This is a genomic window from Streptomyces sp. NPDC006372 (genome assembly GCF_040612515.1).
Classification (GTDB): domain Bacteria; phylum Actinomycetota; class Actinomycetes; order Streptomycetales; family Streptomycetaceae; genus Streptomyces.
Genome location: NZ_JBEXQJ010000036.1, coordinates 1 through 22,288, shown reverse-complemented (window position 1 = coordinate 22,288; position 22,288 = coordinate 1). Strand labels below are relative to the sequence as shown.

Below are 22,288 nucleotides of genomic sequence, written 5' to 3'. Positions count from 1 at the left end.
GTCAGTCGAGAAGGGAGGGGTCGGCGGACTTCGCCACGTCGACGTTCGGGTCGAGGACGCCGATGCCGTGCATGAGGTCGGCCACGCCCTGGACGGTGGAGTTCACATCGCCCGTGACCGGCAGGACCTTGCTGTAGCCGGCGGAGGCCAGCGTCTTCGCCACGGCCGGATCGGCGCCGTTACGGGTCCGGATGGCCTCGGCGTAGGCCTCCTTGTGGGTGCTCGTCCACTTGAGGGCCGTGCCGAGGCGCTTGAGGAAGTCGGCGAGCGCGGACTTCTTGGACGGGTCGGCGAGGGCCTGCTCACTGGCGTTGACGAAGCCGATGCCGCTGACCCGGCCGTCCCCGCCGTCGGCGAGGAGGCGCCCGCCCTGCTTCAGCCCGACGGCCTGGTAGACCCCGAAGGTCGCCCAGACCTTGACCTTCCCGGAGGCGAACGCGGCCTGCGCGTCGGTCGGCAGCAGGTACTGGACCTTGACGTCCTTGTAGTCGAGCCCGTTCTGCTTCAGCACGTTGGCCAGCAGATACTCGGAGACGCTGCCCTTGGCGGAGGACACCACGACCCGCTGGCCCTTGAGGTCCTTCACGCTGTCGATGCCGGAGTCCTTGCGCACGACGAGCCCGACATGCCGGCCGTCGTTCTTCAGCGCGGCCACGTTCTTCACCTTCACCCCGCCGCTGAGCGCCTGGAGCGCCGGCAGGTCCGCGGAGTACCCGGTGTCGGCGGCACCCGCCTGCACGGCCTGGTAGAGCGGGGCCGCGCCCTCGAATTCGGCCCACTTCACCTTGTACTTCGCACCCTTCAGGGTATCTGCGGCGGCGACCATCGTCTGGAGGGTCTTGGCCTGGTCGCCGATGGTGAGAGTGACCTGCTGCGACGAGGAGGCGTCCGCGGAGGAGTTCCCGCCGCAGGCGGTCAGCGCCAGCAGGGTGGTCATGCTCAGCGCGGCGGCTGCGGTACGGCGGTTCACGACGGGGTTCCTTCCAGGGTGCGGGTCACGCCCAGCCAGTTCAGGAGGCGGGCGCGCAGGGACACGAATTCCGGGGCGGTGAGGTCCCGGGGCCGGGGCAGGTCGACACTCAGCTCGTGGGCGATCCGGCCCTCGTCCATCACCAGGACCCGGTCGGCGAGCAGCAGGGCCTCCTCCACGTCATGGGTGACCAGGAGGATCGCGCAGCCGTGCCGCTGCCACAGCTCGGCCACCAGCTGCTGCACCCTGCCCCGGGTGAGCGCGTCCAGGGCGCCGAACGGCTCATCCAGGAGCAGCAGTTCGGGCTCGCGGACGAGAGCCCGGGCCAGCGAGACGCGCTGGGCCTGGCCGCCGGAGAGCGTCTTGGGCCAGAGGGTCGCGCGGTCCGCGATGCCCACCTCGTCGAGCGCCTTGAGCGCCAGCGCCTTGTCGGGGCGGCCGGGCAGCCCCAGGACGACGTTGCGCCAGACCTTCAGCCAGGGCAGCAGCCTCGGCGACTGGAAGGCGGCACTGCGGCGGGCGGGCACGGTGACCTCGCCGCCGATCTCCTCGTCGAGCCCGGCCAGGATCCTCAGCAGCGTCGACTTGCCGCAGCCGCTGTGCCCGAGCAGGGCCACGAACTCGCCCTCCCGGATGTCCAGATCGAGATCGTGCAGCACGGTGTTGCCGTCGAAGGACCGCGAAAGCCCCCTGGTCTCCACACTGTTGGTCATGTTCTACGCCTCGCCCTCGAAGTTGGCGCGCCAGGTCAGCAGCCGGCGCGAAAGGATCCGTACGGCGAAGTCGCAGGCGAGCCCCAGCAGCGCGTACACGACGAGGCAGAGCACGATGACGTCCGTGCGGAAGTACTGCTGGGCGTTGCTCATCAGATAGCCGAGGCCCGCGTCCGCGTTGACCTGCTCGGCGAAGACCAGCGCCAGCCAGGCCGTCGACAGCGCGTACCGGAGTCCCACGAGGGCCCCGGGCAGCGCGCTCGGCAGGATCACGTACCTGATCAGCCCGAGCCTGCCGAGGCCCATCATGCGGGCCGCCTCGACGAGCTGGGAGTCGGTGGAGCGGATGCCGCCGTAGATGTTGAAGTACAGCGGGTACGTCACGCCGAGCGCCACCAGCGCGATCTTCGGGGTCTCCTCGATGCCGAACCAGACGATGAACAGGGGGATCAGACCCACCCACGGGATCGCCCGGAACATGCCCATCGAGGAGTCGATGACGTCCTCGCCGAGCCGGAACAGCCCGGCCAGCAGGGACAGGCTCAGCGCGACGGACGCGCCGATCAGGAAGCCGACGGCGGCGCGGCGGCCCGACGCGGCGATGGCGGAGGGCAGTTCACCGTTGCGCGTGAGTTCCACGGCCTGGTTCACGACGTCGACGGGCGAGGCCAGCACGGTCTCGGGGAGGACGCCGGTGGCCGAGGTCAGGAACCACAGCAGGACCAGGCCGACCGGGCCCGCGGAACGGCGTACGGAACGGGGGAGGGAGAGGCGGCGGCGGGACTTCGTACTGCCGCGGAGGGTCACGCGGGTGGTGGCGGGCGGTCCGGGGTCGGCGGTCTGCTCGGGCAGCACCGCCGTGGCCGGTGTCGGGGTCGTCATGGCGGTTTCCTTCGTCAGGCCGGGAGCGGGCCGGTCACGGCCGGGCGGGCGGGGTCGGCGGACCAGGCGGACCAGGAGCCGGGGAAGAGCACCGCTTCGAATCCGGCGATCTCTAGGGCGGCGATCTGGTGTGCCGCGGTGACTCCGGAGCCGCAGTACACGCCGATGCGCGTGGCCCCGTCCGCCCCCTTCTTGCCGAACCGCTCGCGCAGTACCTCCGGGGGCAGGAAGGTGCCGTCGGCCGCGAGGTTCTCCCCGGTGGGCGCGGACACGGCCCCCGGGATGTGGCCGGGGCGCGGGTCCACCGGCTCCACCTCGCCGCGGTAGCGCTCGGCCGCCCGGGCGTCCAGCAGCAGGCCCGAAGAGGCGAGTTCGGCGGCACCGTCGGCGTCGATGACCGGCAGACGTCCCGCGGCCAGGACTGCGTCACCGGGTTCCGGAGCTGCGGGCGCACCCGTCTCCAGAGGCAGTCCGGCGGCTCGCCAGGCGCCGAGGGCCCCGTCGAGGAGCGTCACGTGCGTCATTCCGGCGTACCGCAGCAGCCACCAGGCGCGAGCCGCCGCCGTGTTGCCGAGGTCGTCGTACACCACCACGGGCCGGTCCCGGCCGACGCCCCAGCGGCGGGCCGCCGCCTCCAGCCGCGCGAGGTCGGGCAGCGGGTGACGCCCGCCCTCCGGGCTCGGCGGCGCGGCCAGCTCTGTCTCCAGGTCGACGTACACCGCCCCCGGGATGTGGCCCTCTTCGTAGTGCTCACGCCCGTGCGGGTCGCCCAGTGCCCAGCGGACGTCGAGGAGCACTGGCGGCTGCTCGGAGGCCAGTCGTTCGCGCAGTTCGGGGGCGCTCGTCGTCACGGTCATGCGAGACCCTCCGCGATCAGGGGGAGTTCGGAGGACACGCGCAGCCGCTCCAGGAACAGCACGACGGTGGCGGCGGCGGTGCGGTGCAGGGCGTCGTTGAGGACGTCGTGCCGCCCGCCGTGGAAGGTCACCAGCTCGACGGGGTGGCCGGCGTATGTCTTCTGGGCCGCGTCGAGCGGGCTCACCACGTCGTCCCTGCCGTGCAGCGCCAGCACCGGGACCCGCACCCGGTCCAGGTCCGGTCCGGACAGCTCCGGGGTGACGTCCAGCGCCCCGCGCCGGAACTCCGGGTCGCCGGCGAGGCGCCCCTGGTGCGTGGGGCAGGCGGTGCGGGCCTCGGTCTCCTCCTCCCAACTCCCCGCCGTCCAGCGGCCGGTGGGCAGACCCGCCAGGACCAGGGCGTCGAGGCCGGGGGTCCGCTCGGCGGCGAGTCGTACGGCGTGGTGGGCGCCGGTGTCCGAACCCACCAGCACCTTCGGTCCGGGCAGGGACTCGTCGGCGAGCAGCTCGGCGGCCGTGTCGAGCACGCCCGGATCGGCGGACGGGTCACCGAGGGCGCGGACGCGGTAGGCGTCGAAGGCGAGCCGGCGGCCGAACCGCTCGTACACGCCCGCGTGTTCACCACGTCCGGCCAGCACGATCAGCGTGCCGCGGGCGGCGAGACCTTCGGGTTCGTCCCAGGAACGGAGCGAAGAGGACATGAGGGGGCAACTCCCGTGTCGGGGCAGGGGGTGTCCAGGGCAGGACAAGGCAGGGCGGGGGATACCGGCTGTCACGTGTCAGTGCGGAAGGACGTGATCAGCTCAGGTGCTGGAGCGGGGAAGTGCTGCGAAGGGTCAGCGACAGCGCGCGCTGCACGCCACGCCGAAGTCGATGACTCGGCGCTGCGTCAGAAGGGCAGCGGAAGCGGTCGCGTGCAGCATGCGTTCATCATGACCGGTCGTGACAGGCGCCGTCCAACGACGATTCCGCATCGAAACCGATCAGGAATAGCGATCGGTCAGTCAAGCGACTACGGTCGCCGCATGCACCGACCCGTTCTCGACCTCGTCGCCCTGCGCAGCCTGACCGCCGTGGCCGACTGCGGCGGCTTCCACCGCGCCGCCCGGGCGCTGGACCTGAGCCAGTCGGCGGTGAGCCAGCACGTGCGCAAGCTGGAGAAGACCCTCGGGCGGCCGGTCGTCGAGCGCGAGGGGCGCGGCACGCGCTTCACCGCCGACGGCCACCGGCTCCTGGAACAGGCCCGGCGCATCCTGGCTGTGCACGACGAGGCCGTCCGCACCCTGCTCGACGTCGACGCGGGCACGGTCACTATCGGCGCCACCGAGCACGCCGCCGACCAGTTCCTGCCCCGGCTGACCGCCGCCGTCCGGGACGTGCGCCCCGGCTGCCGGGTCCGCTACCGCATCGACCGCTCCGCCCGACTCGTGGAGGCAGTGGAGCGCGGTGGCGTCGACGTCGCGGTCTACGTCACCGAGGCCGCCGCGACCGAGGGCACCCCCGTCGGCGGTCTCCCGCTGACCTGGTACGCGGTGCCCGGCTGGCAGCCGCCGCCCGAGCCCGCTCCCGTGCCGCTGGTCGCCGTCGAGGATCCCTGTGCGATCCGCCGCCGGGCCATCGCAACGCTCGCCGCGCACGGCATGCCCGCCCAGGTGGTCGGTGACGCCGGCTATCTCGCGGGCGTCCTCGACATCGCTCGCACCGGTCAGGGCGTGGCGCTGCTCGCGGCAGTCGGCTCCGCCCCCGACGGGCTCACTTCCTGCGCGGCGCTGCCCCCGGTCACACCCATCCCGATGAGCGCGCTCGCCCGCTCCGGTGCGGACCTGGCGACCGTCGCGGCCGCCTTCGACGCCGTACGGGAGCTGCTGCGCGAGGAGGCCCCGACGGGAGCGTGACCCCCCGGGGGGCCTACTCGCCCAGCGTCCGGGCCAGCGCCGCCCGCTGGAGGGGCAGTACCTCGGCGTGCAGGTCACGGCCCTTGGCGGTCAGGGCGACCCACACGCCGCGACGGTCCTCCATGCACACCGAACGCGTCACCAGCCCGTCCTTCTCCAGCCGGGCGATGAGCCGCGACAGCGCGCTCTGGCTGAGGTGCACCCGCCCCACCAGGTTCTGCACCCGGCACTGCTCGCCCTCCTCGGGCGCCGCGGTCGCGAGCATGTCCAGGACCTCGAAGTCGGACGCGCCGAGGCCGTGCGGATGCAGCGCCCGGTCGATCTCGCACATCGTGCGCGCGTGCGCCGACAGGATGTCCCGCCACCGCTCCTCAAGCCGCGCACCAGCCGTTTTCGCCGCCATATCCGAACCGTACACCGGCCCGCGGTTCGATGACTGTGCATGCGGTGGCGTCTTTCCGGGGAGCGCAGGACCTAGGTCGACTGCCGCTTCACCAACTCCGTCGGCAGGATCACCGCCGCCGGGTCCTCACCCCCGATCTGCGCGAGCAGCACCCGCACCATCTCGGTGCTGATGCGGTCCCACGGCTGCCGGATGGTCGTCAGCTCGGGGCTGGCGGCCAGGGCGGCCGGTGAGTCGTCGAAGCCGCCGACCGCGACGTCCTGCGGCACCCGCCGCCCCGCCCGCGACAGGGCGGTGAGCACCCCCTGTGCCATGAGGTCGGAGGCCACGAACACCGCGTCCAGGTCCGGGACCCGCGACAGCAGCCGCTCGGCGCCCGCCTCGCCGCTGGCCCGGCTGTAGTCGCCGGAGACGACGAGCCGCTCGTCGAAGTCCAGCCCCGCCTCCGCCAGCACCTCCTCGTAGCCGGCGAGGCGCTCGACACCGCCTGGTGTGTCCAGCGGGCCCGTCACCATGCCGACCCGCTGCCGTCCGAGCGACAGCAGGTGCCGCACCATGTCGCGGGCGCCGTCGCGGTCGTCGGCGGCCACGTAGCTCACCTTCGAGCCCAGTCCGATCGGCTTGCCGCACGCGACGAGTGGCACTCCGGCGCCGCGCAACTGCTCGGCGACGGGATCGCCCGAGTGGCTGGAGACCAGCAGCACCCCGTCGACGTGCCCGGCGGTGATGTACCGGGCGATCCGACGCCGTTCGTCCTCGGTGCCCGCCAGCATCAGCAGCAGCGGGATGTCGTGCGCGGCGAGCGCCTGGGTGCAGCCGCGCAGCAGGACGTTGAAATTGGGATCCTCGAAGAACCGCTCCTGCGGCTCGGTGAGCAGGAAGCCGATCGAGTCGGACCGCCCGGTGATCAGGGAGCGGGCGTGCCGGTTGACGACATAACCCGTCTTGCGAATGGCCGCGTCGACCGCCTCCTGGGCGGCCGGGCTGACGTAGTGGCCGCCGTTGAGCACACGCGAGACGGTGCCGCGCGAGACCCCCGCCTCGCGCGCCACGTCGTGGATCGTGGGCGGCCTGCGCCTGCCCCCCGCAGCGTTCATGGTCATGACTTTACGGCTCCGGAGAGCAGATCCAGACTCCAGAACCGCTGGATGACCAGGAAGAGGGCGACCAGCGGGAACACCGCGAGGAACGCGCCCGTGATCACCAGCGTGTACAGCGCCGGCGCGTTGGCGCCCTGCTCCAGCAACGTGAACAGGCCGAGCGTGATCGGGAACTTCTCGTCGTCGCTGAGCATGATGTAGGGCAGCAGGAAGTTGTTCCAGATCGCCACGAACTGGAACAGGAACACCGTGACCATGCCGGGGAGCATCATCGGCAGTGCGATCCGGGTGAAGATCCGCCACTCACTCGCCCCGTCCATCCGACCGGCCTCGACCACATCGGCGGGCACCGCGGCGGCGGCGTAGATCCGCGCAAGGTAGACGCCGTACGGGAAGAGGATCTGCGGCAGCAGTACGGACAGGTAGGAGTCGGTGAGGTCGGCCTTGGCCAGCAGCAGGTACTGCGGGACGGCGAGGATCACCGGCGGCATCAGCACGCCCGCCAGCAGCACGTTGAAGATCGCCTCGCGGCCCCGGAAGCGGTAGGTCGCCAGCGCATAGCCGCTGACCGCGGACACGCAGGTCGACAGCAGGGCACCCAGCCCGGCGTACAGGGCGGAGTTGGCCATCCACTCCCAGTAGACGCCGTCGCGGTAGGCGCTCAGGTCCCGGACGTTGCCGGCGAAGCCGGTGCCCGGCAGGAACGTGAACGTGGAGAACAGCTCACGCCCGGACTTGGTGGCCGCGATGACCACCCAGGCCACCGGCAGCAGACAGTAGAGCGCGCCCAGGAGGAGGGTGACCGTCGGGATCAGCGCGATCCGGCGGCGCAGCGGCGGACGGCCCTGTGCCGTGCTGCCGGGGGTGGTGCCCGCCACGGGCTCGGCCTGGGGGACGGCAAGGGAGCTCATCGAGCGGCCTCCTGCTTCTGACGGCGGTTCGCGGCCCGCAGGAAGCCGAAGGACAGCAGGAGCGTCACGAAGGCGATGATCACGGCCTGCGCCGCGGCCCCGTGGATGTCACCGTCGCCGAACGCGTCCCGGTACACCTTCATCAGCGGACTCCACGTCGTGGACACGGAGTTGGTGAGCGGCTTGAGGGTGGTCGGCTCGTTGTAGACCTGGAGGGTCGCGATGATCGAGAAGAAGAAGGTCAGCACCAGGGAGGGGGCCACCATCGGGATCTTGATCCGCAGCGCGATCTGCGTCGGCGTGGCACCGTCCAGCTTCGCCGCCTCGTACACCTCCGCCGGGATCGCCTGGAGCGAGGTGTAGATGACGATCATGTTGAAGCCGGTGCCGCCCCACACGGCGATGTTCGACAGCGCGAGGTACAGCGGCCCGCCGTCCAGCAGGTCCGGCTGCGGCAGGCCCAGCCTGTCCAGTACGAAGGAGAAGGGGCTGACGTCCGGGAGGTACAGGAAGCCCCACAGCAGCGCCGCCACCACCCCCGGGACGGCGTACGGCAGGAAGATCGCGAGCCGGGTGAAGGGCGCGAGCCGCACCTTGTCGGAGTCGAGCATCAGCGCGAACAGCAGGGCCAGGCCGAGCATGACCGGGACGACGATGCAGCCGTAGCCCAGGACACGCAGCGTCCCGTCGAGCAGCTCGCTGTCGGAGAGGGCGTCGGTGTAGTTCTCCAGACCCGCCCAGACCTCTGTGCGGGCGCCGGAGCCCAGACCCAGGCCGGAGACCTTCACCTTGCGGAAGCTGAGCCAGACCGCGTAGCCGATGGGCAGCGCGAAGAAGAGCGCGAACAGGACCGTCGCGGGGAGGAGGAAGAGATAGGGGGCGCTTCGCGCTCGTTTGAGGGTGGTGGTGGGAGACGGGTGGGCGTACGGGGCCCCCTTGACCCCGTACGACTGCCTGTGTGCCGTGCTTTTCACCGAGCGACCTCGAAGCCCTGCTTCTTCATGTCGGCGACGGTGTCGTCCTGCATCTTGCTCAGCGCGGCGCCGAAGTCCGACTTGTTCTTCGCGGCGGCACCGAAGGCGTCCTTGAAGGTGGTGTAGGCGACGTTCACGTTCGGGCCCCAGGCGGAAGGCGCGGTGGTCTCCGCGATGTCGGCGGCCTTGCTGTAGAAGTCGGCCTGGTTCGAGAAGTAGGCCGGCGGCTTGAGGAAGGCGCCGCTGGTCTGGGCGTTCTTGGCGGCCGGGTAGATGCCGCTCTCCTTGGCCAGCGCGTTGAGAGCCTCACGGTCGGTGTTCAGCCAGGCGGCGAACTTCGCGGCGGCCCCCTGGTGTTCGGAGTCCGTGGTGACGGCGGTGGAGGAACCGCCCCAGCTGCCGGTGCTGTTCTCGCTCGCGGACCACTGGGGGAGCGGGGCCATGGCCCACTTGCCCTTGGTGTCGGGGGCGGCGGTGGTGAGCGTGCCCGGTGCCCACACGGCGCTGACCCAGGCGATCTGCTTGCCGGTGTTGAGCGCCTTGTTCCAGGCCGGGGTGTACATCGGCTGGTTGTCGACGGCTCCTTCCTTCACCAGGTCGCCCCAGAACTTCGCGACCTTCTGCGTCGCCGCGTCGTCGATGGCGACCTTCCACTGGTCGCCGGAGGTCGTCCACCACTTGGCGCCGGCCTGCTGGGCGAGGCCGGCGAAGAGGCCGGAGTCGTTGGCGGAGAAGGTGGTGAGGTCCTTGTCGGGGGCCGCCTTCTTCAGCTTCCGGGCGGTCTCGGCGAACTGGTCCCAGGTCGTCGGCACCGACAGGCCGTACTCCTTGAACAGGTCCTCGCGGTAGTAGAACATCATCGGCCCGATGTCCTGCGGGACCGCGTACACGGCGTCCGTGCCGAGCGTCGTCTGCTGCCAGACGCCGTCGGCGAAGCTGCCCTGCGCGTCACCGACGTTCTTCGATATGTCCGCCAGCGCGTCGTTGCTGACCAGTGTGGGCAGCGCCTGGTACTCCGCCTGCACCAGGTCGGGGGCCTTGCCCGCCTTGTGCGCGGTGAGGATCTTGGTGACCAGCGTGTCGCCGGACGCCTGCTTCTTCACCGTGACGGTGATCCGGTCCTTCTTGCCCGGCCCCTCGTTCCACAGGTCCACGACCTTGTCCATGCCGGGCGTCCAGGTCCAGTACGTCAGCGAGGCCGGGCCCGACTCGGTCTCGCTGTCCGCCGACTCGGTGCCACAGGCGGCGAGGGCGGTGGTGCCGAGCACCAGGGCGACGGCGGATCTCACGAGGCGGTGGCGCTTCGCGTACGGCATGGATCTCTCCCCTGACCTGGGGTCCTCGCCTGCTGCGAGAACCTGCCATGCTTCTGTGAGCGTTCACAGTAGAGAAACATCCCGGACACTTGTCAATGGTTGATGCTGTGCGGTTATGTTGGGCTCCGCACTGCGCTGCTGTGTGTGCACGTTCCCATTTGATCGACCGACCGGGAGACCATCCATGCCGGAGACCACCCCCAGGGGCCTCACCAGGCTCGCCTTCGGCGGGGACTACAACCCCGAGCAGTGGCCGGAGAGCGTCTGGCAGGAGGACGTCCGGCTGATGCGGGAGGCCGGCGTCACCATGGTCAGCGTCGGGATCTTCTCCTGGGCGCTGCTGGAACCCTCGCCCGGGGCGTACGACTTCGGCTGGCTCGACCGGCTCCTGGACCTGCTGCACGAGAACGGCATCCGCGTCGACCTCGGCACGCCGACCGTGTGCCCGCCGGTGTGGTTCTACCGGGCCCACCCCGGGGCCCTGCCCGTGACGGCCGAGGGCGTCCGCCTCGAGTTCGGCTCCCGCGCGGCGATCTGCCACAGCAACGCCGACTACCGCACGGCCGCCGCCGGCATCACCACCGCCCTCGCCGAGCGCTACGGCGACCACCCGGCCCTGGCCCTGTGGCACGTGCACAACGAGTACGGCGTCCCCGTCTCGGCCTGTTACTGCGACTCCTGCGCCGCCCACTTCCGCCGCTGGCTCGCCACGACGTACGGCTCGGTCGACGCCGTCAACGAGGCCTGGGGCACGGCCTTCTGGGGCCAGCGCTACACGGACCTCGAACAGATCAACCCGCCCCGCCTGAGCCCCACCGTGGGCAACCCGGCCCAGGCCCTGGACTACAAGCGGTTCGCCGACGCCACCATGCGCGAGAACTTCCTGACGGAGCGGGACATCCTCCACCGTCTCTCGCCCGGCGTCCCGGTCACCACCAACTTCATGACGGCCCTCAGCCAGTGCGACTCCGTCGACTACTGGGCCTGGGGCCGCGAGGTCGACGTCGTCACCAACGACCACTACCTGATCACCGACGGCCGCCGCACCCACGTCAACCTCGCGATGGCGGCCGACCTCACCCGCTCGGTGGCCGGGGGCGCCCCCTGGCTGCTGCTGGAGCACTCCACCTCGGGCGTCAACTGGCAGCCCCGCAACCCCGCCAAGGCTCCCGGCCAGATGGCCCGCAACTCCCTCACCCATGTGGCGCGCGGCTCCGAGGGTGCCATGTTCTTCCAGTGGCGCCAGTCCCGGCGCGGAGCCGAGAAGTTCCACTCGGCGATGCTCCCGCACGGCGGCACCGACACCCGCGTGTGGCGCGAGGTCGTCGAACTCGGTGCGTCCGTCGACGCATTGAGTGAGATCCGCGGCACCCGCACCGAGGCCGACGTGGCCGTGGTGTGGGACTGGCACTCCTGGTGGGCGCAGAACCTCGACTGGCGTCCCAGCGAGGACCACGACGCCCGCGAACGCGCCGACGCCTTCTACGAAGCCCTCTACGACCGCCACCTCACCGTCGACTTCGTTCACCCGGAAGGCGACTTGTCGAGCTATCCCCTTGTCGTCGTACCGGCCCTGTACCTGATGACCGAGGCCGCCGGGGACAACCTCAAGGCCTACGTCGCCAGCGGCGGCACACTCGTCGTCTCGTACTTCTCCGGCATCGTCGACGAGCACGACGCCGTCCACGAGGGCGCCTACCCCGGCCCCCTCCGGGACGTCCTCGGGCTCACCGTCGAGGAGTTCTCCCCGCTGCTGCCGGGCGAACGGGTGCGGGTCACGGGCCCCGACGGTTCCGAACTGGACGCCGACGTGTGGACGGAGTTCGTGGTGCCGCGCGGCGCCGAGACCGTCCTGACGTACGCCGGCGGGCTGACCGCCGGCCGGCCCGCCGTCACCCGGCACCGTCTCGGCGAGGGCACCGCCTGGTACGTCTCCACCCGGCTGGGCGCCGACGGCCTCGACGCGCTGCTCGGCATGGCCGGCGAGGACGCGCGGCTCGCCCCGCGCGCCGACCTGCCCCGGGACGTCGAAGTGGTGCGCCGCACCGGCGGGTCGGGCACCTACCTGTTCGCCGTCAACCACACCGCGTCCGAGGTCAAGGTGCCACTGGAGGCGCCCGGTACCGAGCTGCTGACCGGTGACCGCGCCGCGGGCCGGCTGGCGGTCCCGGCCGGAGCCGTCCGGGTCGTCCGGCTCGACGGCTGAAACCGACTCCCTCCGCCCGCGCGAGCCACGAGCCGCGGGCGGAGGGCCCGCCCCTCACCCGCCTCCTGCGAGGGGCGCTCCATCCCCCACGTCGAAGGGACGACGGACGACGATGTTCCATCCCAGACGCACGCTCCGGGCCCTGCTGCTCCCGCTCGCCGCCGGGCTCGCCCTCACCGCCCTGCCCGCCCAGACCGCCCACGCCGCGAGCACCCTCACCAACGGCGGCTTCGAGAGCGACGGCGCGGGCGCCGCCACGCCGGCCGGCTGGTCCGAGTACGGCGACACCGGCGCCTCGTTCACCGAGACCGGCGGTCACGGCGGGAGTCACCGCCTGAGCCACTGGGCCGCCACCGCCTACAAGGCGGAGACGTACCAGTACCTGTCCGGGCTGACCAACGGCAGCTACAAGCTCACCGCCTGGGTGCGTTCGAGCGGCGGCCAGAAGTCCGCGTACCTGGCACTGAAGAACTGCGGCGGCGCCGAGCAGCGCACCGACCTTCCGGTCTCGGCCGGTGGGTGGATCAGGCTCGTCGTGCCGGTCAAGGTGACCGGCAACCAGTGCACGATCAGCGTCAACAGTGACGCGAACGCCGGCAACTGGATCAACGTCGACGACCTGACCTTCACACCGGGCACCTCGGGTACGTCGATCAAGGGCGCCGACATCTCCTCCCTGGCCAAGAGCGAGGCCAAGGGCGGCGTCTACCGGAACGGCTCCGGCGTGGCCGGCGACGCCCTGACCATCCTCAAGTCGTCCGGCATGAACTACGCACGGCTCAAGGTCTGGGTGAACCCGGCCGACGGCTACAACGACAAGGCCCGCGTCCTCGCCATGGCCAAGCGCGTCAAGGCGCAGGGCATGAAGCTGCTGGTCGACTTCCACTACTCGGACTTCTGGGCCGACCCCGGCCGCCAGGACAAGCCCGCCGCCTGGGCCGGACACTCCTACGGTCAACTCAGGGCCGACGTGTACAACCACACGTACGACGTGCTGAACGCCCTGAAGGCGCAGTGCACCACCGCCGACATGGTCCAGGTCGGCAACGAGATCAACGGCGGCATGCTGTGGAACGAGGGATCGACGTCCGACTGGACGCAGCTGGCGGGACTGCTCAACTCCGGCTACGACGCGGTGAAGGCGGTCAACTCCTCCACCACCGTCGCGCTGCACCTCGCCAAGGGCGGTGACCTGGACGGAACCCGCTGGTGGTTCGACAACGCCCGCTCCCACGGTGTGAAGTTCGACGCGATCGGCCTGTCGTACTACGGCTACTGGCACGGCGCACTGGCCGACTTCCAGACGACTCTCGACGACGCGGCCGCCCGCTACGGCAAGCCGGTCTTCGTCGCCGAGACCGCCTACCCGTTCCGCCTGGACAGCGAGGACGCGCACGAGAACATCATCAACACCGGCGACGAACTGGTCTCCGGCTACCCGGCGAGCGTGGCCGGCCAGACCCGGTGGATGAACGACGTGGCGAGCATCGTGGAGGCCGTACCGGGCGGCCGCGGCCTCGGCATCTTCTACTGGGAGGCGACCTGGACCGCGGTGGGCGGCAACGGCTGGGACCCGACCGACGCCGCCTCCGGAAACGCCTGGGAGAACCAGGCACTGTTCGGCTACGACGACCGGGCGCTGTCCTCGACGTCCTGGTTCCGCCACCGTTGACCCGACGGGGCAGGGGGCCCGGCCGCACTCGTGTGGCCGGGCCCTCGCCCGTTCCCGCACCCAGAGCCCCGAACAGGACGAACTCCTGCAGGGCGCAGGGAAGTCCGGTATTGGTCAAGGATGCGGAGTGCCGGGCGCCGCGGCTTCGACTGCGAGACAGTGGGAAGACACGGTAAAGGGCCGAAAGCCGCGAGGCAGGGGCACGAGATGCTGAGCACTCCCACCGACGAGACACGGCTGCGCATCCTGGCCTGGATGAAGGAACCCGGACCCGCCACGCACGGCGTCACCGCGGACGCCGTCGCCGAGCGGTTCTCGATACCCCGCCCGGTCGCCGTCACCCACCTCCGGCTGCTCGAGGTCACCGGCATGCTGCGCACCAGCCGGTCCGGGGGCCGTGTGCACTACCACCGCGACGAGATGCGGATCGCCGAGGTCGCCCGGATGTTTGAGAAGGGCTGGTAGGCGACCCGGTACAGCGACATCCCCCGACACGAAGGGCACACGCGCGATGGACCGTCCCACGGCACTCGTCCCACGCCACTACATCGCGGTGGGCCACGGCCCGGAGGACGTGGCCGCCGACCCGCGCGGCCGCGTCCTGACCGGGCTGGCCGACGGCCGCATCGTGCGTCTGGACGGTCTGGCGGACCCGGTCGCGGCCCGCTCCGAGGTGATCGCCGAGACCGGCGGAAGGCCGCTCGGCCTCGAACTCCTCCCCGACGGCGCCCTGCTGGTGTGCGACGCCGAACGCGGACTGCTGCGCGTCGACACCGGCGACGGCACGGTCCGTGTCCTCGCCGACTCGGTGGCGGGGGAGCGGCTGCGGTTCTGCAGCAACGCCGTGTCCCTCTCCGACGGCAGCGTGTACTTCACCGTCTCCAGCCGCCGCCACCCCTTGGACCACTGGATCGGCGACATCGTCGAGCACACCGGAACCGGACGGCTGCTGCGCCTCGCGCCCGGCGAAGACACGCCCGAGGTGGTGCTGGACGGCCTGCAGTTCGCCAACGGGCTCGCCGCCGGAGCCGACGAGTCGTTCCTCGTCGTCGCCGAGACAGGGGCCCGGCGCCTGACCCGCTACCGGCTCACCGGCCCTGAGGCCGGCCGCGCCGAGCCCTTCGCGGAGAACCTCCCGGGCATGCCCGACAACCTCTGGCGCGGTGCCCCGGACGGACCGATCTGGGTGGCGCTGGCCGGTCCCCGCGTGCCGGCCCTGGACCTGCTCCACCGTGGGGCGCCCGCGGTCCGCCGGGCCGCCGCCCGCGCCGCCGTGCACGCCCCGTTCCGGCCCACCGGCACGATCGCCGTCCTGGCCTTCGACGACGAGGGGCGCGTCGTCCACCACCTGGCCCGGCGCCGCTCCGGCTACCGCATGATCACCAGCGTCTGCGAGGCCGACGGCCACCTGGTGCTGGGGAGCCTCTGGGAGCGGGGCGTGGCGATCTGCGAACCACCCGCCCTGAAGTGACCCGCCTACCGGCATGCACCCGTCCCAGGAGTGAGCTGATCACGGGCCCAAGGGTGACCCGAGCCCCGTCCCGGGAGTGACCCCGGCCAGGGGTCTGGGAGGGCCCGAGCCGCCGTCCCGGGAGTGACCCGCTCACCGGCCCAAGGGTGACCCGAGCCCCCGTCCCGGGAGTGAGCCCGCGCGCCCCCGGGGTTAACCTGAACCCCGGCCGCGACTCCCTCTCGCGGCGCGGTGGTGGGGCCCGCCGTACCCGAACCGCGGCAAGGACGCCGCCAACGGTCCCTACTTGCGACGGCACGCGCCCGGACCGTCCCGGGCTCCGGCGAGTAGGAGACATACCCCCGTGAAAGCCCCCGAGAGCCTCCGCGTCCAGGCCTCCACCCGACGTCCGCCCTCCTGGCGTGCCCAGGTGCCCGTCGTCACGGTCGTGGCCCTCGGCGGGGGCGCGGGGGCCACCGCCCGCTACGCGGCCTCCCTCTGGTGGCCCGCGCCCGCGAGCGGCTTTCCCTGGACGATCTTCTGGGTGAACATCGCCGGCTGTGCCGTGATCGGCGTGTTCATGGTGGTCGTCACGGAGATCATGACCGCCCACCCCCTCGTCCGCCCCTTCTTCGGCACCGGCGTCCTCGGCGGCTTCACCACCTTCTCGACCTACGCCGTCGACATCCAGAAGCTGATCGACCGAGGCCACGCCGCCACCGGTCTGACCTACCTCGCGGCGACCCCGCCGGCGGCACTCACAGCGGTGTGGCTCGCGGCCCGGACGACACGCCGCATCCTGAAACGGAGGCAGCCATGACGAGGCTGACCGGCAGGGCACTGCGCCTGACCGTCTTCGTCGGCGAGAGCGACACCTGGCACCACAGGCCCCTCTACTCGGAGATCGTCCACCGGGCCCACGCGGCGGGCCTCGCGGGGGCCAGTGTCTTCCACGGTGTCGAGGGCTTCGGAGCGTCCGCCCTGATCCACACCTCGCGGCTGCTGTCCCTGAGCGAGGACCTGCCGGTCGCCGTGGTGATCGTCGACACCGAGCCGCGTGTCCGTGCCTTCCTGCCGCAGCTGGACGACCTCGTCACCGAGGGTCTGGTGACCCTCGACCACTGCGAGGTCATCCGGTACACCGGCCGGGGCGACATCACCGGCGAAACGGACCCGAAGGGTAAGAAGTCGTTGTGAACTGGCTGCTGGTCATCGGCGGCGCGATGGTCGGCGCCCCGCTCCGTTACCTCACCGACCGGGCGGTCCAGTCCCGGCACGACTCGGTCTTCCCCTGGGGCACGTTCACGGTGAACGTCTCCGGCTCCCTGATCCTCGGTCTGCTCACCGGAGCCACCACGCACCTCCAGCTGCTGCTCGGCACCGGTCTGTGCGGTGCGCTGACGACATACTCGACGTTCTCCTACGAGACGCTGCGGCTGGCGGAGACGGGGGCCCGGCTGCACGCCGCCGTCAACGTGGTGGCGAGTGTGGCGGCCGGCCTCGCAGCGGCGTTCGCGGGGGCCGCGCTCGCGCACATGTGAGATGGGCGGGTGAGACGTGCGGGCGATCCGCGTGGGTGAGGCGTGTACGTGAGATCCGTCCTCGCCCGCGTGTAGTAAGACTGTCCCCTCCGCTTCCGCCTCCCCCGGACAGAACTGGATCCCATGAGCGTCATCAACGTCGGTCAGGCCGTCGTCCTCGGAGCCGTCGAGGGGGTGACCGAGTTCCTGCCCGTCTCCTCCACCGGCCATCTGAAGATCGCCGAGGGGCTCATGGGCATCCCCGTCGACCACCACGCCGTGGTCGGGTTCTCGGCCGTCATCCAGGTCGGTGCGATCGCCGCGGTGCTCGTGTACTTCTTCAAGGACATCGTGCGCATCGTCTCCGCCTGGGGGAGGGGCCTGCGGGACAAGGAGGAGCGTTATCACCACGACTACAAGTTCGCCTGGTGGGTCATCTACGCCACCATCCCGATCGTCCTCGTGGGACTCGCCGCCAAACCGCTCATCCAGGGACCGCTCGCCTCGCTGTGGGTGGTGGCCGGCTCGCTGATCGTCGGCAGCGGGGTGATGTGGGCGGCGGACCGGATGGGCCGGCACAAGCGCGGCGAGGACGACACCTCGTTCAAGGACGCCATGCTCGTGGGCAGCTCCCAGATCCTCGCCCTGCTGTTCCCCGGCTTCTCGCGCTCCGGCGCCACCATGTCCACCGCGCTGATGCTCGACCTGGACCGCGTCGCCGCCACCCGGCTCTCCTTCTTCCTCGGCATCCCCGCCCTGACCGGAGCCGGGCTCTACGAACTCAAGGACGCCCTCGGCACCGGCGTGGGCGCGGCCCCGCTGGCGGTGGGGACGCTCGTTTCGTTCGTCGTGGCCTACGGCTCCATCGCGTGGCTCCTGAAGTTCGTCGCCAAGCACTCCTTCAACGCCTTCGTGATCTACCGGATCGCCGTCGGCGTGCTGCTGTTCGGCCTGCTCGGGACGGGTGTGCTCAACAGCTGACCGTCCGCGCCGGCACGCCCGGCCTGCCCCTCGGAACAGGGGGCCGGGCGCCTGAACGCAGGCTTCCGGCCCCGTGAACGTTTCTTTTCGGCCTCTTGACAGGGGCCTCCCGCGCCCCTCAGGATCGCCACCGTGAACCTGTCAGACAGCCGGACAGCCGGACAGCCTGTGCGTCGCGTCAGTGCCATGGAAGCGGTGCTGGCGCACCTTCGCGGTGCCATCGAGCGGGGCGAGTACGCCATCGGCGACAAGCTCCCCTCCGAGGCGGAGCTGTGCCGCACCCTCGAGGTCTCCCGGCCCGTGCTGCGTGAGGCGCTGCGGGCCCTGCAGACCATGGGCCTGACCGTCTCACGGACCGGCAAGGGCACCTTCGTCGTGGCCAGCACCGTCGAGGACCCCACCTTCGGCGACTACTCGGCCAGCGACCTGCTGGAGGTGCGCCGCCACGTCGAGATCCCGGTCGCCGGGTATGCGGCCCGGCGGCGCACCCCGGAGAACCTCGACCACCTGGCCCACCTCCTGGACCGGATGGAGCGGGAGACGGACACCACCGCGTGGGTCGCCATGGACACGCTGTTCCACCTCGCCGTGGCCGAGGCCGCGCAGAACCCGGTGTTCCGCCGGGTCATCGAGGAGATCCGGGACGCGCTGGCCCGTCAGTCGGCCTTCCTCAACGAGCTGGGCGGGCGCCGCGAGCAGTCCAACCGCGAGCACCGCGCGATCGTCGAGGCGCTGATCGACGGTTCCGAGAACGACGCGGTGGAGGCCATGGCCCACCACCTCGACCGCGTCGAGACGACCCTCACCGACATCGTGCGTTCTTCGCGCACGGACACCCCCACGGAAGGCGGACCCGAGGCGTGAGTGAGCAGTCCCTGCACGAAGGCGTGCAGAAACGTTCCAGCCATGTAGACGCCGGAGACGCCGGCTACAGCAAGTCCCTGAAGTCCCGGCACGTCAACATGATCGCCATCGGCGGTGCCATCGGCACCGGCCTGTTCCTCGGCGCCGGCGGCCGGCTGGCCGACGCCGGCCCGTCCCTCTTCATCGCCTACGGGGTCTGCGGCCTCTTCGCCTTCCTGGTCGTGCGCGCCCTCGGCGAACTCGTGCTGTACCGGCCCTCCTCCGGCGCCTTCGTGTCGTACGCACGCGAGTTCATGGGGGAGAAGGGCGCCTACACCGCGGGCTGGATGTACTTCCTCAACTGGGCGACCACCGGCATCGCCGACATCACCGCCGTGGCGACCTACACCCACTACTGGGGCATGTTCTCCGACATCCCGCAGTGGGTGATCGCGCTGATCGCGCTGGCCGTGGTGCTCACCGTGAACCTCATCTCGGTGAAGATCTTCGGCGAGCTGGAGTTCTGGTTCGCGATCGTCAAGGTCGGCGCGCTGGTCGTCTTCATGTGCATCGGCATCTTCCTGCTGGTCACCCAGCACCCCGTCGACGGCCACAGCCCGGGCCCGTCCCTCATCAGCGACAACGGCGGCGTCTTCCCGCACGGCCTGCTGCCCATGCTGCTGATCATCCAGGGCGTCGTCTTCGCCTACGCCTCCGTCGAGCTGGTCGGCGTCGCTGCCGGTGAGACCGAGAACCCCGAGAAGATCATGCCGAAGGCGATCAACTCGATCATGTGGCGCGTGGGCCTGTTCTACGTCGGCTCGGTCGTCCTGCTGTCGATGCTGCTGCCGTGGAACAAGTACACCGCCGGCGAGAGCCCCTTCGTGACGGTGCTGTCCAACATCGGCATCCCGGCGGCCGGCGGCGTGATGAACCTCGTGGTCCTCACCGCCGCGATGTCCTCCCTCAACTCCGGCCTCTACTCCACCGGCCGCATCCTGCGCTCCATGGCCATGGCCGGATCCGCGCCCAAGTTCACCTCCGTGATGAGCCGCAGCCAGGTGCCCTACGGCGGCATCCTGCTCACCAGCGGAATCTGCGTCCTGGGCGTCGGCCTCAACTTCGTCGTGCCCGCCGAGGCGTTCGAGATCGTGCTGAACTTCGCCGCGATCGGCATCCTCGCCACCTGGGGCATGATCATGATCTGTCACCTCCTCTTCTGGCAGAAGACCCAGAAGGGCGAGCTGACCCGCCCGGGCTACCGGCTGCCGGGCTCCCCCTGGACCGAGATCGTGACGCTGGCGTTCCTCGCCTCCGTCCTGGTCCTCATGTACGCCGACGGCGGCGCGGGACGCACCACCGTGCTGTGCCTGCCGCTGATCGTCGGAGCACTGGTCGCCGGATGGTTCGCCATCCGCGGCCGTATCGCGCGCAAGTCCACCACCGGAGCCGACGCGTGACCGACGCGCCGCTCCCCGAGAAGCAGGCAGTGATGTTCAGCAGTTCCCTTGCGGACGCACCCCTTGTCCGTGAACCCGTCCACGCCCCCGTCGCCCACCTCATACGCGGCGGAATCGTCGAAGGCATCCACTACGGCTCCGTCGTCGTCCTCGGCGCCGACGGAGAGGTCCAGCTCCAGATCGGAGACATCGAGGCCGCCTTCTATCCGCGCTCCGCGATCAAGCCCGTCCAGGCCGTGGCCATGGTGCGGGCCGGGCTGCCGCTCGACGGCGAGCTGCTGTCGCTGACCGCGGCCAGCCACTCCGGGGAGGACCGCCACCTCTCCGGTGCCCGGCGCATCCTCGATCTCGCCGGGCTCACCGAGGAGCAGTTGCGCAACGTCCCGGACATGCCGTTCGACCCGGTCGTGCGGGACGCCTGGGTGCGTGAGGGCCGGCTGCCCTCACGGCTCGCCCAGAACTGCTCCGGCAAGCACGCGGCCATGCTCTACACCTGCGCCCTCAACGGCTGGCCCCTGGAGGACTACGTCGACGCCGGCCACCCGCTCCAGCAGGCCATCGCCGAGATCGTCGAGGACCTCACCGGGCAGCGCATCGCCCGGGTCACCGTGGACGGCTGCGGCGCCCCCCTGTTCTCCATCTCCCTGCACGGCCTCGCCCGCGCCACCGCCCGGATCGCCACCGCGGCACCGGGCACGCCCGAGGCCCGTGTCGCGGACGCGATGCGCGAGCACGCCGAGATGGCCTCCGGCTCCGGCCGGGACGTCGCCGCGCTGATGCGGGCCGTGCCCGGGCTGCTCAGCAAGGACGGCTTCGAGGGGGTGCAGGTCGCGGCGCTGCCCGACGGGCGGGCCGTCGCGGTGAAGATCGCGGATGGCGCGAACCGGGCGCGTGTGCCGGTCGCCGCCGCCGCGTTGGCCCGTGCGGGCGTCGATCCGGAGCTGCTCACCGAGTTCGCGGGTGAGCCGCTGCTCGGGGGAGGGGAGCCGGTGGGGTGTGTGCGGGCCGTGCGAGCTCTGGACCCGGTTCCGTCCACGGCCTGCGTGTAGTGCCAGGCCGAACCGAGGGGGACTGCGGGTCGTCGCCGGTCTGACGGCCGTCCGTGGTTGATCGCGCAGTTCCCCGCGCCCCTTTCGGGGCGCGTACCCACTCCTCACCTCAGAAAGAACTCTCATGACCGCCGCCACCCGCTCCGAACACGACCTGCTCGGCGACCGTGACGTCCCCGCCCATGCCTACTGGGGTGTGCACACCCTGCGGGCCACGGAGAACTTCCCCATCACGGGCACGCCCATCTCCGCGTACCCGCACCTGATCGACGCCCTGGCCGCCGTCAAGGAGGCCGCCGCCCTCGCCAACGAGGAACTCGGCCTGCTGGACCCGAAGAAGGCCGCCGCCATCGTCGCCGCCTGCCGGGAGATCCGCGACGGCGAGCTGCACGACCAGTTCGTGGTCGACGTCGTCCAGGGCGGCGCGGGCACTTCGACCAACATGAACGCCAACGAGGTCGTGGCGAACCGGGCGCTGGAACTGCTGGGTCACGCCAAGGGCGAGTACGGGTACCTCCACCCGAACGAGGACGTCAACCTCGGCCAGTCCACCAACGACGTCTACCCGACCGCCGTCAAGATCGCGACGGTCTTCGCGGTGCGCGGACTGCTCAAGGCGATGTCCGTGCTCCAGGACTCCTTCGCCCGCAAGGCGGTGGAGTTCCGCGACGTGCTCAAGATGGGCCGTACCCAGTTGCAGGACGCGGTCCCGATGACGCTCGGTCAGGAGTTCTCGGCGTACGCCGTCATGATCGACGAGGACCGGTCCCGTCTTGCCGAGGCTGTCGAGCTGATCCATGAGATCAACCTGGGCGCCACGGCGATCGGCACCGGCCTCAACGCCCCCGCCGGGTACGCCGAGGCGGCCCGCCGGCACCTCGCCGCCCTCACCGGCCTGCCGCTGGTGACGGCGGCCAACCTGGTGGAGGCGACCCAGGACTGCGGGGCGTTCGTGCAGATGTCGGGCGTGCTCAAGCGGATCGCGGTCAAACTCTCCAAGAGCTGCAACGACCTGCGGCTGCTGTCCTCCGGCCCGCGCGCGGGGCTCGGCGAGATCAACCTGCCGCCGGTGCAGGCGGGTTCGTC

23 protein-coding genes are annotated in these 22,288 nt (G+C 71.0%); 13 read left to right on the top strand and 10 right to left on the bottom strand.

Going from position 1 to position 22,288, the window contains the following annotated elements:
• Position 1: 1 nt before the first annotated feature.
• The 5 genes from ABZ016_RS35485 to ABZ016_RS35465 are packed head-to-tail and all read right to left on the bottom strand — an operon-like array spanning position 2 to position 4,123.
• Complete coding sequence (locus tag ABZ016_RS35485; protein ID WP_356920830.1) at positions 2–970, bottom strand: ABC transporter substrate-binding protein; 969 nt, start codon at positions 968–970, stop codon at positions 2–4.
• Positions 967–1,683, bottom strand: coding sequence for an ABC transporter ATP-binding protein (locus tag ABZ016_RS35480; RefSeq protein ID WP_356920829.1), 717 nt, complete (start codon positions 1,681–1,683; stop codon positions 967–969). The genes ABZ016_RS35485 and ABZ016_RS35480 overlap by 4 nt, the downstream gene beginning before the upstream one ends.
• A 3-nt stretch (positions 1,684–1,686) precedes the next feature.
• The gene (locus ABZ016_RS35475) at positions 1,687–2,565 is read right to left on the bottom strand and encodes an ABC transporter permease (protein WP_356920828.1); all 879 of its coding nucleotides are present in this window, start codon (positions 2,563–2,565) and stop codon (positions 1,687–1,689) included.
• 14 nt (positions 2,566–2,579) lie between these two features.
• The gene (locus tag ABZ016_RS35470; protein ID WP_356920827.1) at positions 2,580–3,422 is read right to left on the bottom strand and encodes a sulfurtransferase; all 843 of its coding nucleotides are present in this window, start codon (positions 3,420–3,422) and stop codon (positions 2,580–2,582) included.
• Positions 3,419–4,123 (bottom strand): lysophospholipase, encoded by a 705-nt coding sequence (locus ABZ016_RS35465; RefSeq protein WP_356920826.1) that lies wholly within the window; start codon positions 4,121–4,123, stop codon positions 3,419–3,421. Before ABZ016_RS35465 ends, ABZ016_RS35470 begins: the two co-directional genes overlap by 4 nt.
• Positions 4,124–4,447: 324 nt before the next feature.
• On the opposite strand from ABZ016_RS35465, the gene ABZ016_RS35460 reads away from it, so the two are divergent.
• On the top strand, positions 4,448–5,317 hold the full coding sequence (locus tag ABZ016_RS35460) for a LysR family transcriptional regulator (protein WP_356920825.1): 870 nt from the start codon (positions 4,448–4,450) through the stop codon (positions 5,315–5,317).
• A gap of 13 nt (positions 5,318–5,330) precedes the next feature.
• Here ABZ016_RS35460 and ABZ016_RS35455 read toward each other — a convergent pair whose 3' ends face one another.
• From ABZ016_RS35455 to ABZ016_RS35435, 5 genes are all read right to left on the bottom strand, one after another.
• The gene (locus ABZ016_RS35455) at positions 5,331–5,720 is read right to left on the bottom strand and encodes a MarR family transcriptional regulator (RefSeq protein ID WP_356920824.1); all 390 of its coding nucleotides are present in this window, start codon (positions 5,718–5,720) and stop codon (positions 5,331–5,333) included.
• A gap of 71 nt (positions 5,721–5,791) precedes the next feature.
• A complete protein-coding gene (locus tag ABZ016_RS35450) occupies positions 5,792–6,823 on the bottom strand; it encodes a LacI family DNA-binding transcriptional regulator (protein ID WP_356920823.1) in 1,032 nt (343 codons plus the stop codon).
• Complete coding sequence (locus tag ABZ016_RS35445; protein ID WP_356920822.1) at positions 6,820–7,731, bottom strand: carbohydrate ABC transporter permease; 912 nt, start codon at positions 7,729–7,731, stop codon at positions 6,820–6,822. Before ABZ016_RS35445 ends, ABZ016_RS35450 begins: the two co-directional genes overlap by 4 nt.
• On the bottom strand, positions 7,728–8,705 hold the full coding sequence (locus ABZ016_RS35440; protein WP_356920821.1) for a sugar ABC transporter permease: 978 nt from the start codon (positions 8,703–8,705) through the stop codon (positions 7,728–7,730). The genes ABZ016_RS35445 and ABZ016_RS35440 overlap by 4 nt, the downstream gene beginning before the upstream one ends.
• Positions 8,702–10,021 (bottom strand): extracellular solute-binding protein, encoded by a 1,320-nt coding sequence (locus tag ABZ016_RS35435; protein WP_356920820.1) that lies wholly within the window; start codon positions 10,019–10,021, stop codon positions 8,702–8,704. The genes ABZ016_RS35440 and ABZ016_RS35435 overlap by 4 nt, the downstream gene beginning before the upstream one ends.
• Before the next feature lie 184 nt (positions 10,022–10,205).
• On the opposite strand from ABZ016_RS35435, the gene ABZ016_RS35430 reads away from it, so the two are divergent.
• The 12 genes from ABZ016_RS35430 to ABZ016_RS35375 all read left to right on the top strand — a co-directional run.
• Positions 10,206–12,227 (top strand): beta-galactosidase, encoded by a 2,022-nt coding sequence (locus tag ABZ016_RS35430; protein WP_356920819.1) that lies wholly within the window; start codon positions 10,206–10,208, stop codon positions 12,225–12,227.
• Positions 12,228–12,339: 112 nt separating this feature from the next.
• A complete protein-coding gene (locus ABZ016_RS35425) occupies positions 12,340–13,899 on the top strand; it encodes an arabinogalactan endo-1,4-beta-galactosidase (RefSeq protein ID WP_356920818.1) in 1,560 nt (519 codons plus the stop codon).
• 207 nt (positions 13,900–14,106) lie between these two features.
• Positions 14,107–14,364, top strand: a complete 258-nt coding sequence (locus tag ABZ016_RS35420; protein WP_356920817.1) for a helix-turn-helix domain-containing protein — start codon at positions 14,107–14,109, stop codon at positions 14,362–14,364.
• 46 nt (positions 14,365–14,410) lie between these two features.
• Positions 14,411–15,370, top strand: a complete 960-nt coding sequence (locus ABZ016_RS35415; protein ID WP_356920816.1) for an SMP-30/gluconolactonase/LRE family protein — start codon at positions 14,411–14,413, stop codon at positions 15,368–15,370.
• A 343-nt stretch (positions 15,371–15,713) separates the two neighbouring features.
• Positions 15,714–16,169, top strand: a complete 456-nt coding sequence (crcB, locus tag ABZ016_RS35410; protein ID WP_356920815.1) for a fluoride efflux transporter CrcB — start codon at positions 15,714–15,716, stop codon at positions 16,167–16,169.
• Positions 16,166–16,546, top strand: a complete 381-nt coding sequence (locus tag ABZ016_RS35405) for a DUF190 domain-containing protein (RefSeq protein ID WP_356920814.1) — start codon at positions 16,166–16,168, stop codon at positions 16,544–16,546. Before crcB (ABZ016_RS35410) ends, ABZ016_RS35405 begins: the two co-directional genes overlap by 4 nt.
• Positions 16,543–16,890 carry a fluoride efflux transporter CrcB gene (gene crcB / locus ABZ016_RS35400; protein ID WP_356920813.1) on the top strand — a complete coding sequence of 116 codons (348 nt, stop codon included), beginning with the start codon at positions 16,543–16,545 and terminating at the stop codon, positions 16,888–16,890. The genes ABZ016_RS35405 and crcB (ABZ016_RS35400) overlap by 4 nt, the downstream gene beginning before the upstream one ends.
• Before the next feature lie 123 nt (positions 16,891–17,013).
• Entirely contained in the window at positions 17,014–17,850 is an 837-nt protein-coding gene (locus tag ABZ016_RS35395) for an undecaprenyl-diphosphate phosphatase (protein ID WP_356920812.1), read from the top strand.
• A 186-nt stretch (positions 17,851–18,036) separates the two neighbouring features.
• Complete coding sequence (locus tag ABZ016_RS35390; RefSeq protein WP_039931813.1) at positions 18,037–18,714, top strand: FadR/GntR family transcriptional regulator; 678 nt, start codon at positions 18,037–18,039, stop codon at positions 18,712–18,714.
• Positions 18,711–20,153: an amino acid permease gene (locus ABZ016_RS35385; RefSeq protein ID WP_356920811.1), complete on the top strand. Its 1,443-nt coding sequence runs from the start codon at positions 18,711–18,713 to the stop codon at positions 20,151–20,153. Before ABZ016_RS35390 ends, ABZ016_RS35385 begins: the two co-directional genes overlap by 4 nt.
• A gap of 32 nt (positions 20,154–20,185) precedes the next feature.
• Entirely contained in the window at positions 20,186–21,202 is a 1,017-nt protein-coding gene (locus tag ABZ016_RS35380) for an asparaginase (protein ID WP_356920881.1), read from the top strand.
• 124 nt (positions 21,203–21,326) lie between these two features.
• Positions 21,327–22,288 (top strand): aspartate ammonia-lyase (locus ABZ016_RS35375; protein WP_356920810.1); only part of this gene is annotated, 962 nt, incomplete at its 3' end.